This window comes from Ruegeria sp. BHSC276 (genome assembly GCF_059612945.1).
This window is the reverse complement of record NZ_JBXWRP010000001.1, coordinates 102,508-118,894: the sequence shown is the minus strand read 5'-3', so window position 1 is coordinate 118,894 and position 16,387 is coordinate 102,508. Positions and strand designations below refer to the sequence as shown.

Sequence of the window (16,387 nt, the reverse complement as noted above, 5' to 3'; positions counted from 1 at the left end):
AGCTTTCGTTCAATCGAGCCGGGCCCGTGTTTGCAAGACTGTTGACTACAAACCGGACAAACCCAGTTGCCCGGCCTGTACAAACCGAAAGCCCTTATTGGCCCAGCTTCTGCGCAACCAACTGGTTGACTGCCTTGGGGTTGGCCTTGCCGCCGGTGGCCTTCATCACCTGTCCGACGAACCAACCGGCCAGTTTCGGGTTCACCTTGGCCTTCTCGACCTGGGCGGGATTGGCCGCGATGATCTCGTCCAGCGCGGCCTCGATGGCACCGGTGTCGGTCACCTGCTTCATGCCGCGCTCTTCGACGATCTGCGCCGGGTCGCCGCCTTCTGTATAAACGATCTCGAACAGCTCCTTGGCGATCTTGCCCGAGATGGCGTCCGAGGCGATCAGGTCGATGATTCCACCCAGCTGTGCGGGCGAAACCGGCGAGTCGGTGATGTCGCGGTCGTCTTTCTTCAGGCGGCCAAACAGCTCGTTGATGACCCAGTTCGCGGCCAGCTTGCCGTTGCGGCCCTTGGCGACCTCTTCGAAGTACACCGCCGATTCAACCTCGGCGGTCAGCACTGATGCGTCATAGTCGGTCAGGCCGAAGTCGTTGATGAAGCGGGCCTTTTTCTCGTCCGGCAGCTCGGGCAGCTTAGCGGCGATGTCATCGACCCAGGTCTGCTCGATTTCCAGCGGCAGCAGGTCGGGATCGGGGAAGTAGCGATAGTCATGCGCCTCTTCCTTGGACCGCATCGAGCGCGTCTCGCCCTTGTCGGGATCATACAGGCGGGTTTCCTGCTCGACCTTGCCGCCGGCCTCGACGATGGCGATCTGGCGACGCGCCTCGACCTCGATGGCTTGCTGGATGAAGCGCATCGAGTTCATGTTCTTGATCTCGCAACGCGTGCCCAGGTACGAAAAGTCCTGCGTTTCCATGTATTTCTCATAGTCGCCGGGGCGGCAGATCGACACGTTCACGTCGGCCCGCAGGTTGCCGTTCTGCATGTTGCCGTCGCAGGTGCCCAGATAGCGCATGATCTGGCGCAGCTTCGCGATATAGGCGGCGGCCTCTTCCGGCCCGCGGATGTCGGGGCGGCTGACGATCTCCATCAGGCAGACGCCGGTTCGGTTGAGGTCGACGAAGGACATGTTCGGATCCATGTCGTGGATCGACTTGCCCGCGTCCTGCTCCATGTGGATACGCTCGATCCGCACCTTGCGCGCGGTGCCGTCGCCCATCTCTACCAGCACTTCGCCTTCGCCCACGATCGGGTGATACAGCTGGCTGATCTGGTAGCCCTGCGGCAGGTCGGGGTAGAAATAGTTCTTGCGGTCAAAGGCCGATTTCAGGTTGATCTGCGCCTTCAGGCCCAAGCCGGTGCGCACGGTCTGGGCCACGCAAAATTCGTTGATCACCGGCAGCATGCCCGGCATGGCCGCATCCACGAAGGACACGTTCGAGTTCGGCTCGGCCCCGAATTTGGTCGATGCCCCCGAGAACAGCTTGGCATTGGACGAGACCTGCGCGTGCACCTCCATCCCGATCACCAGTTCCCAGTCGTGCTTGGCACCGGCGATGGTCTTGGGTTTGGGCAGTTCATAGGTCAAGTCGAGCATGGCGCGCCTCATTTCCGCAGAAGTCTAGGCCTGCGTATTAGGCCCGGACCGTCCAAGGGGCAAGGGGCAAAGGCGCGGGGAGCGCGAATCTCAGGGGGTGTTCAACTGCAGGCCCGAGGGTGTGAAGGTCACGACAGTCCCGTCGCGCAGCTCGTCGCGGAACAGGTCGCTGATGGCGTGCAGGGCGGCGCGGTGTCCCCGCGCGGCGTACCGTTCGGGCGATTGCACTCGGACCGAGTTGTTGAACCCGTTCGCCGCGTGCGCCCAGATCAGCGGGTGCAACTCGGTCAGGTGGTCGCGGATCAACCATTGGGCGGCGTCGGCGATGCGGCTGCGCACCAGATCGGCCTGTTCGTTCAGACATTGGCCACTTTGCATGGTCAGGGCGCAATAGGACGCCAGCAGGTTGACCGTCTGCTGGTCGGGCCTGCGGGCGACGATGTCGGACAGGCCCTGCAGGAAATAGTCGGTGTCCAGGCGGGCACAGGCGATCTCGTCCATCGCGATGGCGTCGAACTGGACCCAGGCGTATCCGCCTGCGCCCCAGATTGATTGCGTGTTGGCTGCGGCGCGCAGGGCCCGCAACTCCAGTTCCTCGTAGCTGCCGAACCAGCGGGGCAGCAGATGGCAGCCCATCGCGCGCATGTGCCGGGGGTTGTACGGATCCAGCGCGATCAACCGTTCATACCGGTCCGCGACGCGTTGGGTGCCGGCCGGTTGCCCGCCCAGCAGGGCACAGTCGGCCGCAGCCATGATCGGGCTGTCGGCTGTTGCTGGCCGCCATCGCGACAGGATGGCACCGGCGCGATCGAAATGCGCCGCGCAGCGGGCCCGGTTCAACGGCGGAAGCGTCGAAACCTGTGCGGTTCCCCGCCAGGCCCATGCAAGGTCGATATGGGCCAGGGCGACGATCAGCGCGATGATCGGGTCGCCGGGGTGGTCCTGCATCACGCCTTCCAGTTCCGAAATTCCGGCCAGCACATCATACTCGGCAAATGCCTTGCCGTCGGATAACGCATGTTCAACCGCCAGAACCACATCCGAACGTGCGCCGAAGGCCAACAGGTCTGCCACGGGAGCCCCGTCGGGTGCCGTGGCGCGGGTTTGGTCGGCCGTTCGGATTTCGGCGGACAGCTCGGCCCAGCGATCTTGGCGGGCCAGATGGCGGCCCCGATCGATCCGATCCTGTCCGGTTGGCACGTCAGTCTGCGCGACGGGAATGTTCAGCCGGCCGACATGGTGTAGGCAGTCCGCAGCGGGATCGACCTGCGCGACGCGCTGATGCGGCGTAGATTGGAGAAATCCTTTGAGGGGCGCAAGCCCCGCCCTGAAAGACCGGAACATGAGGAACACTCGGACTATTTGAAACTCGTAAAAAACCAAGTCCCAGTCTGCTGGGGAATTGTGCAAAATTCAAGATGTCGGGCGCAGGTGCGCAAAAACGGCGATGGATCAGGTTCAATGGGCCTGGAAACAGCGGTATCGTTTCAGAAAACCGTGAAATGATGCCGGTCGACCCGGAAACCGGCCTGTTGCAGCGCCTGTTCCAGCTGTTTGTGCGGCGGAAGGGCCTCGTCCGGCAGGCGCAACCGCTTGCCGTTGGTCAGCACCATCGAAACGCGCACCGAAAAGTCCCAGCGTGTGTCGAAGCGGAAGAAGTCGATCTCGGTCAGGTCGATCTCGCCCTGCCGTGCGCCCGAATGCCAGCGCAGTTTTGCAGGCTCCAGGTTCAGCCCGGCATCGGTGTCGCGCAGCACGTCCCACAGCGCGGGCAGGGTGCCCAGCGATAGCAACCCAATCAGCCACCAAGCCGCGTCGAAAATCAGCACAAGTGCCAGCAGCCCCGCATAGACAGCGGCCAGAATGGCGATGCTGCGGGGCGACCGGTTGTGGCGGGTAAAGCGGAACCCAGAGCCTTCGGGCGTCGTCATGCCCCGAGGATGCGCGAGATCATCTCGGTCGTGTCGCGCGACAGGTTCGGGGTTTCGGCGATGCGGGTCAGGTGGGCGCGGATCAGGTCCTGACGGTCGGCGTCATAGCGTTTCCAGGTCTGGAAGGCGGTGCACATGCGCGCAGTGGTCTGCGGGTTGACCGGGTCCAGCCGGATCAGCCAGTCGGCCAGCAAGGCGTAGGACGCGCCGCTGGCATGGTGGAACCCGGCGTGGTTCATTGCCAGTCCACCCATCAGCGCACGGAACCGATTGGGGTTCTTCCAGTTGAAATCGGGATGCTCGGACAGGGCGCGGGCGATCCGCGGCGCATCGTCCGGTGCGGCCAGCGAGGCTTGAAGCCCGAACCATTTGTCCAGAACCAGCCGGTCGTGGTGCCACTGGTCGTAGAATGCCGCCAGTTCCGCCTGACCTTTGCCGGCCCGCAGCAGGCAAGACAGGGCGCTGAGCTGCAGGGTCATGTTGTCGGCCTTGGCATAGACGTCGGCCGCCATGGCGCCGCCGTCCAGCCGGGTGGTCAGCGCCAGCGCGGCGCTGCCCAATGCGCGCTTTCCAGCCTGTTCGGCATCGGGCGAATAGGGGCCGTCCACCAGCGCCTCGGAGTGCAGGCGGGGCAACAGGTCCTGCATATGTTGGGCGGTGGCTTGTCGTAGGGTCTCGACCCCGCGCCAGATCGCCATCGGGTCGGGCGTTTTGCCCTGTTCGTGCAGCGCGGCGGCCAGTTCGGATTGGGTCGGCAGACCCAGCATCAGTGCACGATAGGCCGGGTCCAGATCGGCGTCGCGCAGAACGGCCAGCAAGCCATCCAGATATTCGGCATCGGGGGCCGCGTCCTGTGTGATCATGCGCAGCAAGGTGTCCTGCGCCAGCGTCCGTCCGGCCTCCCACCGGTTGAACGGATCGGTGTCATGGGCCAGCAAAAACGCGCGTTCGGCGTTGGGTCGGTCATGCTCCAGGATCACCGGCGCCGAGAACCCCCGCAGGATCGAGGCGACGGGCCGCGTGGCCAGCCCATCGAAGGTGAAGCTCTGGCGCACTTCGGTCAGTTCCAGCACCTCGGTGCCGCGCACCTCGTTGCCATTGGGACCCAGCAGGCCCACGGCCACGGGGATCACCTGCGGCAGCTTCTCGGGTTGGCCGGGCGTGGGTGGGGTGCTCTGGGACAGGGTCAGGGTATAGGTGCCGTCGGCCCAATCCTCCTCGACCTTCACCCGGGGCGTGTCGGACTGGCTGTACCACCGCTTGAAATGGGTCAGGTCGCGGCCGGTCGTGTCCTCGAACACTTTCAGCCAGTCCTCGATCGTACAGGCCTGCCCGTCGTGGCGTTCAAAATACAGGTCCAGCGCCTTGGAATAGGCCTCGTCCCCCACCAGCGTTTTCAGCATGCCGATCACCTCGGCACCTTTCTCATAGACGGTCGCGGTGTAGAAGTTGTTGATCTCCTGAAAGCTTTCGGGGCGCACGGGGTGCGATAGCGGCCCGTTGTCCTCGGGGAACTGGCGCGCGCGCAGGTCGATCACGTCATGGATGCGCTTGACCGGGGCCGAGCGCATGTCAGAGGTGAACTGCGCGTCGCGGAACACGGTCAGCCCCTCTTTCAGGCACAGCTGGAACCAGTCGCGGCAGGTGATGCGGTTGCCGGTCCAGTTGTGGAAATACTCATGCGCGATGATCGCCTCGATCCGTTCGAAATTGGCATCGGTCGAGGTTTCAGGGCTGGCCAGCACCGCAGACGAGTTGAAGATGTTCAGCCCCTTGTTCTCCATCGCGCCCATGTTGAAGTCATCCACGGCGACGATGTTGAACACGTCCAGATCGTATTCGCGGCCATAGACGTCCTCGTCCCATTTCATTGACCGCTTCAGCGCGTCCATGCCAAAGGCGCATTTGCCCTCATCCCCGGGGCGGACCCAGAGGTTCAGATCCACATGCCGGCCCGAATTGGTGGTGAAGCTGTCGGAATGGGCAACCAGGTCTCCGGCGACCAGAGCGAACAGATAGGCGGGCTTGGGCCAGGGGTCGGTCCATTCGGCCCAGCCTTCGCCCTTGCCCGTCGGGTTGCCGTTGGACAGCAGCACCGGCAGGTCACCGTTGATGCGAACGGTGAAGGTGGACATCACGTCGGGCCGGTCGGGGTAGAAGGTGATCTTGCGGAATCCCTCGGCCTCGCACTGGGTGCAATACATGCCGTTGGACATGTACAGCCCTTCGAGCGCGGTGTTGTTGCCGGGGTCGATCTCGACTTCAGCCTCCCAGACGAAGGGGGCATCGGGGACGCTTGCGGTCAAGCCCTTTTCGGTGACGTCGGGGGTGATCGGGGTGCCGTCGATGCTGGCGCGGATCAGCTTCAGCTCTTCACCGTGCAAAAAGAACGTGCGGTCGGTGGCTTGCGGGTTCGGGCGGAACGCGATGCGTGATGTCACGCGCGTTGCATTCGGCGCCAGATCGAAGATCAGGTGAACGCTGTCGACGATGTAACCGAACGGCGAGTAGTCCTTGAGGTAAATCGTTGTGGGGGCGGCGTCACGCATCGGGGGCCTCTGGTGTATGGATGTTGGGCGCGAAGTTAGGGGGATCATGAATTGGCTGCAAGGCGATCGAAGCCATGGGTGGCCCGGGGATGTCGATTTTTGGTAAAAAAATCTTACCAAAAATTGAACGCAGAAGTTGCCTATCGGAAACGCTCGGCTTATTTGGTGAACTAGACCAATGTTACGACAGGGCGGGAGATTCGATTCATGAGCGACAGACAAGACCGGCACGGGCTGAACGTAGACACGGTTCTGGCCGAATTCATTGAGCAGCAGGCGCTGCCGGGAACCGGGGTGGCCCCCGATGCGTTCTGGGCGGGCCTCGCGCGGATGGTGGCCGAGTTGGGGCCGCAGAACCGCGAATTGCTGGACAAGCGCGCCGAGATCCAAAGCCGGATCGACGCATGGCACCTGGCCCGCAAGGGGCAACCCATCGACATGGCCGAGTACCAAGCCTTTCTGCGCGAAATCGGCTATCTGCTGGATGAAGGCCCCGATTTCCAGATTGACACGGCGAATGTCGACCCCGAGATCGCCGCGACGCCCGGCCCGCAGCTGGTGGTGCCGATCACCAATGCGCGTTTTGCCCTGAACGCGGCCAACGCCCGCTGGGGCAGCCTGTATGATGCGCTCTATGGCACCGACGCGATGGGCGACCTGCCGCAAGGGGGCGGCTATGACGCGGCCCGCGGTGCGCGGGTCATCGCTTGGGCCAAGGCGTTTCTGGACGAGGCAGCACCGCTTGCCCAAGGCAGCTGGGCCGATGTATCCGGTCTGAAGGTCGAAGGCGGCGCATTGGTTCCGGCGCTGGCCGAGCCCGGGAAATTCGTGGGCTTCGGGGGTGCGGCCAAGGCCCCGGACTTCGTGCTGCTGAAGAACAACGGCCTGCACATCCAGATCATGATCGACCCGTCCAGCACCATTGGGGCCTCGGACCCGGCGGGCATTTCCGATGTGCGCCTGGAGTCGGCCCTGTCCACCATCATGGACTGCGAAGATTCGGTGGCTTGTGTCGATGCCGAGGACAAGGTCGTGGCCTATGGCAACTGGCTGGGCCTGATGAAAGGCGATCTGACCGAAGAGGTCACGAAGGGCGGCCGGACATTTACCCGCAAACTGTCCGAGGACATCGCCTTTACCCGGCCCGACGGATCGGCCGGTAGCCTGAAGGGCCGATCGCTGATGCTGGTGCGTAATGTGGGCCACCTGATGACCAACCCAGCCGTGCTGGACGCCGAGGGCAACGAGATCGGCGAGGGGCTAATGGACGCGCTGTGCACCACGCTGATCGCGATGCACGACCTGCAGCGTGATGGCGGCAACTCGGTCCACGGTTCGGTCTATGTGGTCAAGCCCAAGATGCACGGACCCGAAGAGGTGGCGTTCTCGGTCAAAATTTTCGACATGGTCGAGGACATTCTGGGCCTGCCGCGCAACACCGTGAAACTGGGCATCATGGATGAGGAACGCCGGACTTCGGTAAACCTCAAGGAGTGCATCCGCGCCGCGAAATCGCGGGTGGCCTTCATCAATACCGGATTCCTCGACCGGACGGGGGATGAAATCCATACCTCGATGGAGGCCGGGCCGATGCTGCCCAAGGGCGACATGAAGAATACGCCATGGATCCAGTCCTACGAGGATCGCAATGTCGATATCGGGCTGGCCTGCGGTCTGAAGGGGCGGGCGCAGATCGGCAAGGGCATGTGGGCCATGCCCGACCGGATGGGCGAGATGCTCGAGGCCAAGATCGGCCACCCCATGGCCGGTGCGACCTGCGCCTGGGTGCCGTCGCCCACCGCAGCGACCCTGCACGCGACTCATTACCACAGGGTGGACGTCTTGGCCCGTCAGGACGAGATCGCCGCCGGAGGCCCGCGCGGCACGCTGGACGATCTGCTGACCATCCCGCTGCTTGGCGGCCGCAACCTCAGCGACGACGAGATCACCCGCGAGATCGAGAACAACGCACAGGGCATTCTGGGCTATGTCGTGCGCTGGGTCGATCAGGGCGTCGGCTGCTCGAAGGTGCCCGATATCAACGACGTGGGTCTGATGGAGGATCGCGCCACCTGCCGGATCTCGAGCCAGGCGCTGGCCAACTGGCTGCATCACGATGTGATCAGCGCCGATCATGTGATGGCCGCGATGAAGAAGATGGCCGCAGTGGTTGACCGTCAGAACGCGGACGACCCGGCCTATCGGCCCATGGCACCGGGTTACGACGGCATCGCCTTCCAGGCCGCCTGCGACCTGGTGTTCAAGGGGCGGGTGCAGCCCTCGGGCTATACCGAGCCGGTCCTGCATGCGCGACGGCTGGAACTGAAGGCCCGTCAGAGCTAGAACCGGGGCAGACCACCGCAGACAGAGGACAAGATCATGTCGGTTTCACTCAGAAAGGCCCGCACCATCATTCGCAAAACCCTTGAGAAAGGGCGCGAGATGGACCTGAAACCCCTGTCGGTGGTGGTGCTGGACGCTGGCGGCCATGTTATCGCCTTCGAGCGCGAGGACGGCGCGGCCCCCGGCCGGTTCGCGATTGCCCATGGCAAGGCCTATGGATCGGTCATGCTGGGCATGGCAGGCACCGCCCAGATGCAGCGGGCCGAGGCGCAGGCCTATTTCATGGCCGCGGTGAATGGGGTCTATGGCGGTCAGGTCGTGCCGGTTCCGGGCGGCGTGCTGTTGCGCGACCGCAAGGGCGCGGTGATCGGGGCCGTCGGCGTCACCGGCGACACCTCGGACAACGACGTGGTTGCAGCCATGGCCGGGATCGATGCCGCTGGGCTGACCGGCGAGACCTGATCGGTTGGTGCTGCCGTCACGCACACGGCAGATCGTTCGGGAAATCCGTCCAGCGCTCTGCGGAAATCGGAAACGATATGTGCGCATCTGAACACGTCCTTGCGCCATGGTGCAGGGCGTGTTTTCTTGCACGTTACTGAAGGGGCGGATAATTTCCGACCAGTGCATGTAAAACAGCAAGGTAGCGGAATGTCCCGACCCGTCGTTGGCATCATCGGCAATTCTTATCTGATGAACGACCAGTATCCCACCCATGCCGGTGGAACGATGAATTCGGACGCGGTCGCGAATGTTTCGAACTGTCTGCCGCTGCTGATCCCGGCCGACCCGCGCTATGTCGACGTGGCCGAGCTGCTTGAGGTTTGCGACGGTTTCTTGCTGACCGGTGGACGCCCTAACGTTCACCCCGAGGAATACGGCGAGCCGGCAACTGACGCGCATGGTGAATTCGACCGGGCGCGTGATGCAATCACCCTGCCGCTGGTGCGGGCTTGCGTGGAACGCGGCCAGCCCTTTCTGGGCATCTGCCGAGGGTTCCAAGAGGTCAACGTGGCCATGGGCGGCACTTTGTACCCGGAAATCCGCGATCTGCCCGGCCGGATGAACCACCGCATGCCGCCCGATGGCACGCTGGAAGAGAAATTCGCCCTGCGCCATGTGGTCAAGCTGACGGAGGGCGGGGTTTTTCACCGACTGTTCGGCGCCAGTGAGGTGATGACCAATACGCTGCATGGGCAGGGCATCAAGACGGTGGGCAAGGGCGTGGTGATCGACGGCCACGCGCCGGATGGTACGCCCGAGGCGATCTATATCCAAGATGCGCCCGGGTTTACCCTGTCGGTGCAATGGCACCCGGAATGGGATGCCGCCAATGACCCGGTGTCGCGGCCCCTGTTTCAGGCCTTCGGCGACGCCGTTCGGGCCTGGGCGCGGGGAAACAAGGCTGCTTCCTATCAAATGACGGCGTGATTGCCTTCCGGGCTCGTGCTAGGCGACGGTTGTCCGCCAGCTGTTGTTATTTGGGCATGGTGTCAGGAGTATTTTGGTAAGCGACCCCATGGGCGTTGCGAATTCCTTGATGCAACAGCAGGCTGTTGCTGACGTCAGCCCTGTTTCGGCGCAGGCGGCGGTTTTGAGGGAATTTACCGATGTCAAACCTTGGACAATTTGCCTTCCCGGTAGGACGCTGGGTGGTGCCGATGTTCACGGCGGCAGTCTTTTCGTCGGAAGCATTTGCGCAACAATGCGGTTCTTTGGGCGATTTGATTTATATTGGTCGAACCCGGGACTTTGCCTTTTCGGTTTGGTTGTCTGCAACGGGGCAGGGAAATTTCCGACTGGAAGCCGCCCAAGGCAATTCGACGGTCGACACGTGGAGCAGTTCGCGGAAGGGTGTTCATCTTTCGCTTTCGCCCTTTGTCTCCAATGGTAGCGGTGGCGTTCACCGCCTTTTCAAGCAAGGTGGTGCGCCAAATGGCAATGACTGCCTGATTGATACGCAAAACCAGAAACGTGATTGGACCTTGCTGGGCGGGGGTGGGGGTAACGGTGGCGGCAACGGCGGCTCGGGCGGCGGCTTTGGCAGTGGCGGCAACGGCGGCTCGGGCGGCGGTTTTGGCGGTGGCGGCAACGGTGGCTCGGGCGGCGGTTTTGGCGGTGGCGGCAACGGCGGCTCCGGCGGCGGCTTTGGCGGAGGCGGCAATGGCGGCTCCGGCGGTGGTGGTGTCGCCACAACAGCGGTGCCGCGCACGAGCAGTGGCAATGGCCGACGTGACTACTACCCAAGGTCTGCATGCGTTCAGGAGGCGTCGGGTAAGCTGGACCCGGCGCTGTGCGACCCGGTCGTCGGTCCACCACTGACGCCGGGACGGGAATGGGCGCCGCCCACCCCCTGGAACGTGTGGTCTGATTTCACCTATACCGAAACCCAAGACACTCGGGGCTTTCGGGACACGGATATTTCAGACAGTTATTTCGCAGCGGGTATCGATCGGCTTGTTCGCGAGGACTTGGTACTTGGCTTCCAGGTCGAATACGAAAACACGAACACGCAAGGCTTCAGTGGTCAGCTTGCGAAGGATGTGAGTGGGGTGTCTGTGGGCCCCTATTTTTCATGGCGCGCCAGCGAAACCTGGGTTTTGACCGGCGTTGCAACATATGGCTGGTTTACAACGGACGTTTCAGTGTTGCAGCTGGATGGCAGCTTTGATCGTTCGCGTTGGCGGGCAAACCTCGAGGCGATCGGCCAGTATGAAGCTGGGGCTTTTGTTTTGCGCCCCTCCCTTGCCTTTGACTACTATGACTATGGCGCCGCGGAATTTGAACTGAGCGGTAGCTTGGCGGGAAGTCCCACGAACATCATGAGCGAAGTCGGCGGCGCGCGGTATGGTGCCCTGACACCCGAGTTGGAGATTAGTCGGCCCTTCGTGACCTCGAGATCCATCATGTCGCCTTACGTTTCAGTCAGCGCATCTTACTGGATAGACCGGGTAAATTTTGGTTTTGAAACGGCGGGGGCTGAATTAGACGATCTGACCTGGGCCACACGTCTAGGTGTGCGGGCGCAAGCCAGCGATGCCGTGTTTCTCGAAGCCTCGGTCGGATACCTGAGCCTGTTCGAGGCCGATCTCGATTCAACCGAAGCGTCCATCTATCTTTCTGTGAACTTTTAGCCCCTGTGCGGTCACGCTTGAAAAAGACCGGCTAGGGCGATCATGCCGGTCTTTTTCGTTTTATACCAGCAGGTTGAACTGTTTGTTGAGCGGCAGGGTTCGGGCGCGCTGGCCGGTCAGGTCAAACAGCGCGTTGCCCAGCGCCGGCATCGAGGGCGGCGTGCCGGGTTCGCCCGCTCCACCCATGAAGCGATTGGTTTCCAGAACCTGAACCTCGACCTGCGGCGCGGTGTGCATGCGCAGCGCGTCATAGTCGGGGAAGTTCATCTGCTCGACCTCGCCGTCGGCAAAGGTGATTTCGCCATAGCATGCCGCCGACAGGCCATACATCATGCCGCCGAACATCTGCGCCTTTACGTTATCCGGGTCCAGCGCCAGTCCCATGTCGCAGGCGATCCAGGCCTTGCTGATACGGATGGTGCCGTCTTCGTCCACCACCTCGATCACCTGCGCGACCGGGGTACCGAAGCTGTAGGTGAAGGCCACGCCGCGTCCCACGCCAACTGGGGTCTTGCCCGTCCAGCCGGACATGTTGCGCACCGCCTCGAGGCACCCGGCCGAGGGCGCGTGTTCGTCGCGCATCAGCTCCAGCCGGAACGCCAGCGGATCGCGTCCGGCGGCATGGGCCATCTCGTCGATGAAGGTCTCGTGGAAGAAGCCGTTGTGGCTGTTGCCGACCGAGCGCCAGAAGCCGACCGGGATCTTCAGATCGGCGATGTGGCCGCTCATGCGATAGTTGGGCACCGCGTAGGGCTGATTGAAGAACCCTTCGACCAGCACCTTGTCCGGGCCAGCGCCGGGCATTCCGGTATAGCGCTCGACGGCTTGCTGCGTGCAGGACTGCGCGGCGACCGCACCGTCGATGAGCACTGCCTTGCCATCCTGAACCGCGCCGCGCATCCGCGCCATCGCACCGGGGCGGTAGTAGTCGTGACGCATATCCTCTTCGCGACTCCAAGTCGTCTGGACCGGAGTGCCGGGCACCGCCATGGCAACCTTGGTTGCGATTTCGCCGAAATCCAACTCTCCGCGGCGACCGAACCCGCCACCCAGATAGGTGGTGTGGATTTGGACTGCTTCGGTATCCAGACCCGCGGTGTTGGCAACGCGGAACTGGATCAGCGTGGGGGCTTGGTTCCCGCACCACAGTTCCAAGGCGTCGCCGGTAAACAGCGCGGTGGCGTTCATCGGTTCCATCGTGGCGTGGGCCAGGTAGGGGACAGTGTATTCAGCTTCGATCACTGTTGCGCCTTCGGGAACGGTGCTGACATCGCCGTCATAGCGCATGGTCGAGTTGGGATCGGCGTCGAAGGCCTTGGCGATCTCGGTAAAGATGGCTTCGGTTTCAGGGGGATAGGGGGCCTCGCCCCAATCGACGTCAATGGCCTCGACCGCCTGGTTTGCCAGCCAGGTGTTGGTGGCAATCACCGCAACGCCATTGCCCAGATCGACGATCTTTTCGACGCCCGGCATTGCGCGGGCGGCGCTGTCGTCGAAGCCGTTCATGTGACCGCCCAGCCTGGGGTTCATCCGCACGCTGGCGAATTTCATGCCCGGAAGGCGCACGTCAACGCCGAACTGGGCCGTGCCGGTGGCCTTTTCCACCATGTCAAGACGCGGTTGCGTCCGGCCCAGATAGCGCCATTCAGACGGGTCGCGCAGGGGCGCCTCAATCGGATCCATCTGCGCCACGTCGGCAGCAAGTTCGGTATAGGCGATTTTTCTGCCATCAGGCGCGATGACGTGGCCCGAGGCGGTTTTCAACTGGTCGCGGTCAATGCCCAGCCGGTCGGCGGCCGCCTGTTTCAACGTTTCGCGGGCCGAGGCGCCGGCCGCGCGCATCCGCTCGAACCCGTCCTTCATCGAGGTCGATCCGCCGGTGACCTGCAGGCTGAGCGCCTTGCCGATCACGCCCAGGGCCTCTCCCAGGTTGTGCTGGAAGTTCGAGACGTCATAGCCCTTGTTGGGCAGGCTCTCGCCGATCAAGGCCGAGTTGTAATAGGCCGCCGCCGCAGGCCCGTGCAGAACGGTGACCTGATCCAGATCCACGTCCAGTTCTTCGGCGATCAGGGCGGCCCAGGTGGTTTTCACGCCCTGGCCCATCTCGGCGCGAGGCGCAAACAGGGTCACGCCGTTCTGATCGATCAGGATGAAGGGGTTCAGGGCCGCTTCGCCTTCGCCCGGTTTCAGCGGGTTTTTGGCAGGGCGATTGACGTAATAAACGCCGAAGGCCACGCCGCCGACGATGGCGGCAGACCCGATCAGGAAGGTTCGGCGCAGGATTTTTCCGATGCTGGCCATGGATCAGGCCTCCTTCAGCTTGGCGGCGGCGTCGTGGATCGCGGCGCGGATGCGGGGATAGGTGCCACAGCGGCACAGGTTGCCCTGCATCGCCTCGTCGATCTCGGCATCCGTGGGGGCGGGGTTTTCGGCCAGCAGCGCGGCGGCCTGCATGATCTGGCCCGACTGACAATAGCCGCATTGCGCGACCTGGTGGTCGACCCAGGCCTGCTGGATCGTGGCTAGGTTGTCGGGCGTTCCCAATCCTTCGATCGTGGTGACCTCGCCCCAGACATCCGAAAGGGCGACTTGGCACGAGCGGACGGCTTCGCCATCGATATGCACCGTGCAGGCTCCGCAGGCGGCCACCCCGCAGCCGAACTTGGTTCCGGTCAGGCCCACCTCATCGCGCAGCACCCACAACAGGGGCACGTCGTCTGGAAGATCGACCTGATGTGGCTTTCCGTTGATCGTCAGCGTGGTCGCCATGGCGCACCTCTTTTGGCTGTGGCTAGTTGGTGACATAGTTTATGAAAAATGTCAGTGCGTCAATTGACAATTTCGCGCGAAACTGTCAGAGGTCAATTCATGGCGGAAAAACTGGATGATACACGGGCAAAGGCGATCCTGACTTCGGCGTTTCAGGCCTTTTCCGCCTATGGGTTCCGCAAGACCTCGATGGATGACATAGCGCGTGGCGCGGGTATGTCCCGTCCGGCGGTCTATCTGCATTACAAGAACAAAGAGGCCATCGTTCGCAGCCTGACGCAGGCGCATTACGCCGAAAAGATCGCGGCGGTGACGCAGGCGCTGCAGGGCGATGGAGCGGTGTCCGACATTCTGGCGCGGGCGATTGACGCGCAGATCGCCGGGATGGCGGCCATACTGGCGTCGCCGCATGGGCTTGAAATGCTGGATACCAGCAAGTCCACCGCTGCCGACATCGTGGCCGAGGGTGAGGCGGCGCTGGCGGATCTCTACGCCGAATGGCTGAAGCGCGAACTGGCGGCGGGTCGAGTGCGACTGCCAGACGGTCCGGCCGAGACCGCGCGGACCATCACCGCCGCGCTGAAGGGGATCAAGATGACCGCCTCGAACGCCGAGGAGTTCGAGCAGCGCATCGCCCAGCTGACCGCGCTGATTGGCGCGGGGCTTGAGGTCAGGTAACCCGCTGCCGGATCTTGTATTCCGGTTTGTCCCACAAACGGTTTTGCATGATGTCCGCCAGGACCTCTACGGCGCGCGTCACGTCGCCTTCGTCGATATACAGCGGCGTGAAGCCGAACCGCATGATGTCGGGCGCGCGGAAATCCCCGATCACGCCGCGGGCGATCAGGGCCTGCACCGCCGCGTACCCGTCGGCAAAACGGAACGAGACCTGGCTGCCGCGCATTGCGGGGTCGCGCGGGCTGGCCAGTTCCAGATCGGGGCAGGTGGCCTCGACCTGCTGGATAAACTGTTCGGTCAGAGCGATGGACTTCGCGCGCACATCATCCATGTCGGCCATGTCCCAGATATCCATCGCGGCGGCCAGCGCGGTCATCTGGATCACCGGCGGCGTGCCGACGCGCATGCGCTCGATGCCTGCGCCGGGGCGATAGTCCAGGTCGAAGGCAAAGGGGGCCTCGTGTCCCAGCCAGCCTGACAGGGCCGGGCGCGCGGTGTCGGCCCATTTCGGCGCGACATAGATGAAGGCGGGGGCGCCCGGACCAGCGTTGAGGTATTTGTAGGTGCACCCCACCGCGAAATCGGCGTTGCACCCGGCCAAGTCCACCGGGATGGCCCCGGCAGAGTGGGCAAGATCCCACACCGTGATGACGCCGCGTGCATGGGCCAGCTCGGTCAGCGCCTTCATGTCATGCATGCGGCCGGTGCGATAGTCGACCTCGGTCAGCATCAGCACGGCGACTTCATCGGTAATGTGCTCGGCCACGGCCTGGGGGTCCACGACCCGCAGCTCGTACTCCTCGCCCAGCGAGCGCAGCAGCCCGTCAGCCATGTAGAGATCGGAGGGAAAGTTGCCATTGTCGGACAGGACCACCTTGCGCCCCGGGTTCAGCTCCAATGCCGAGGCAACCGCCTGATAGACCTTGATCGACAGCGTGTCGCCCACCACGACCGTGCCGGGCGCAGCGCCGATCAAGCGGCCGATCCGATCGCCCAGGTCGGTCGGCATACCCATCCATCCGGCCTTGTTCCACCCGGTGATCAGCATCTGGCCCCATTCCTCGGTCAGCATTTTCTGCACCTTTGCGGCCGCCGCCTTGGGCAGAGGGCCCAGCGAGTTGCCGTCCAGATACAGAACTCCTTCCGGCAGGTTGAACATGGCTTTGGTGGCGGCGAAATCGGTCATGCTGGATCCCTAGGGTTTTTCTTCTTCGATCCGGGGGTATCGGATCGACGCTGGACTGTCCATGATCGGGTGGTCAGGGGTCGATGGCCCGATTTCGGGTTGCGACACCTTGGGGTTTTGCCATCCTGTCCTGAAAACGGTAGGACGTAAGTCGGAAGCGACAATCTGCCCGTGATTGTCGCGACAACGAA

The 16,387-nt window shown here is 63.1% G+C and carries 12 protein-coding genes; 5 read left to right on the top strand and 7 right to left on the bottom strand.

Annotation, left to right across the window (positions count from 1 at the left end):
- Positions 1-94: 94 nt before the first annotated feature.
- From gatB to pepN, 4 genes are all read right to left on the bottom strand, one after another.
- The gene (gatB, locus tag AC2FMD_RS00585; protein ID WP_496794542.1) at positions 95-1,606 is read right to left on the bottom strand and encodes an Asp-tRNA(Asn)/Glu-tRNA(Gln) amidotransferase subunit GatB; all 1,512 of its coding nucleotides are present in this window, start codon (positions 1,604-1,606) and stop codon (positions 95-97) included.
- A gap of 90 nt (positions 1,607-1,696) precedes the next feature.
- A complete protein-coding gene (locus tag AC2FMD_RS00580; protein ID WP_496794541.1) occupies positions 1,697-2,950 on the bottom strand; it encodes a hypothetical protein in 1,254 nt (417 codons plus the stop codon).
- Between the two features lie 143 nt (positions 2,951-3,093).
- Positions 3,094-3,537 carry a hypothetical protein gene (locus tag AC2FMD_RS00575; RefSeq protein WP_496740931.1) on the bottom strand — a complete coding sequence of 148 codons (444 nt, stop codon included), beginning with the start codon at positions 3,535-3,537 and terminating at the stop codon, positions 3,094-3,096.
- Positions 3,534-6,086, bottom strand: a complete 2,553-nt coding sequence (gene pepN / locus AC2FMD_RS00570; RefSeq protein WP_496794540.1) for an aminopeptidase N — start codon at positions 6,084-6,086, stop codon at positions 3,534-3,536. The genes AC2FMD_RS00575 and pepN overlap by 4 nt, the downstream gene beginning before the upstream one ends.
- Before the next feature lie 207 nt (positions 6,087-6,293).
- On the opposite strand from pepN, the gene AC2FMD_RS00565 reads away from it, so the two are divergent.
- The 4 genes from AC2FMD_RS00565 (at position 6,294) to AC2FMD_RS00550 (ending at position 11,563) form a co-directional block, all read left to right on the top strand.
- Positions 6,294-8,429 carry a malate synthase G gene (locus AC2FMD_RS00565; protein ID WP_496740927.1) on the top strand — a complete coding sequence of 712 codons (2,136 nt, stop codon included), beginning with the start codon at positions 6,294-6,296 and terminating at the stop codon, positions 8,427-8,429.
- A gap of 36 nt (positions 8,430-8,465) precedes the next feature.
- Entirely contained in the window at positions 8,466-8,891 is a 426-nt protein-coding gene (locus tag AC2FMD_RS00560) for a GlcG/HbpS family heme-binding protein (RefSeq protein WP_496678876.1), read from the top strand.
- A 189-nt stretch (positions 8,892-9,080) separates the two neighbouring features.
- On the top strand, positions 9,081-9,860 hold the full coding sequence (locus tag AC2FMD_RS00555) for a gamma-glutamyl-gamma-aminobutyrate hydrolase family protein (RefSeq protein WP_496740925.1): 780 nt from the start codon (positions 9,081-9,083) through the stop codon (positions 9,858-9,860).
- Positions 9,861-10,039: 179 nt separating this feature from the next.
- Positions 10,040-11,563: an autotransporter outer membrane beta-barrel domain-containing protein gene (locus AC2FMD_RS00550; protein ID WP_496794539.1), complete on the top strand. Its 1,524-nt coding sequence runs from the start codon at positions 10,040-10,042 to the stop codon at positions 11,561-11,563.
- A gap of 60 nt (positions 11,564-11,623) precedes the next feature.
- Here AC2FMD_RS00550 and AC2FMD_RS00545 read toward each other — a convergent pair whose 3' ends face one another.
- Together AC2FMD_RS00545 and AC2FMD_RS00540 are read right to left on the bottom strand one after the other, a co-directional pair.
- A complete protein-coding gene (locus AC2FMD_RS00545) occupies positions 11,624-13,864 on the bottom strand; it encodes a xanthine dehydrogenase family protein molybdopterin-binding subunit (RefSeq protein WP_496740921.1) in 2,241 nt (746 codons plus the stop codon).
- Positions 13,865-13,867: 3 nt separating this feature from the next.
- A complete protein-coding gene (locus AC2FMD_RS00540; protein ID WP_496740919.1) occupies positions 13,868-14,332 on the bottom strand; it encodes a (2Fe-2S)-binding protein in 465 nt (154 codons plus the stop codon).
- Between the two features lie 99 nt (positions 14,333-14,431).
- On the opposite strand from AC2FMD_RS00540, the gene AC2FMD_RS00535 reads away from it, so the two are divergent.
- The gene (locus AC2FMD_RS00535; RefSeq protein ID WP_496686055.1) at positions 14,432-15,010 is read left to right on the top strand and encodes a TetR/AcrR family transcriptional regulator; all 579 of its coding nucleotides are present in this window, start codon (positions 14,432-14,434) and stop codon (positions 15,008-15,010) included.
- Here AC2FMD_RS00535 and kynU read toward each other — a convergent pair.
- Positions 15,003-16,196: a kynureninase gene (gene kynU / locus AC2FMD_RS00530; RefSeq protein WP_496794538.1), complete on the bottom strand. Its 1,194-nt coding sequence runs from the start codon at positions 16,194-16,196 to the stop codon at positions 15,003-15,005. The genes AC2FMD_RS00535 and kynU overlap by 8 nt on opposite strands.
- Positions 16,197-16,387 lie beyond the last annotated feature (191 nt).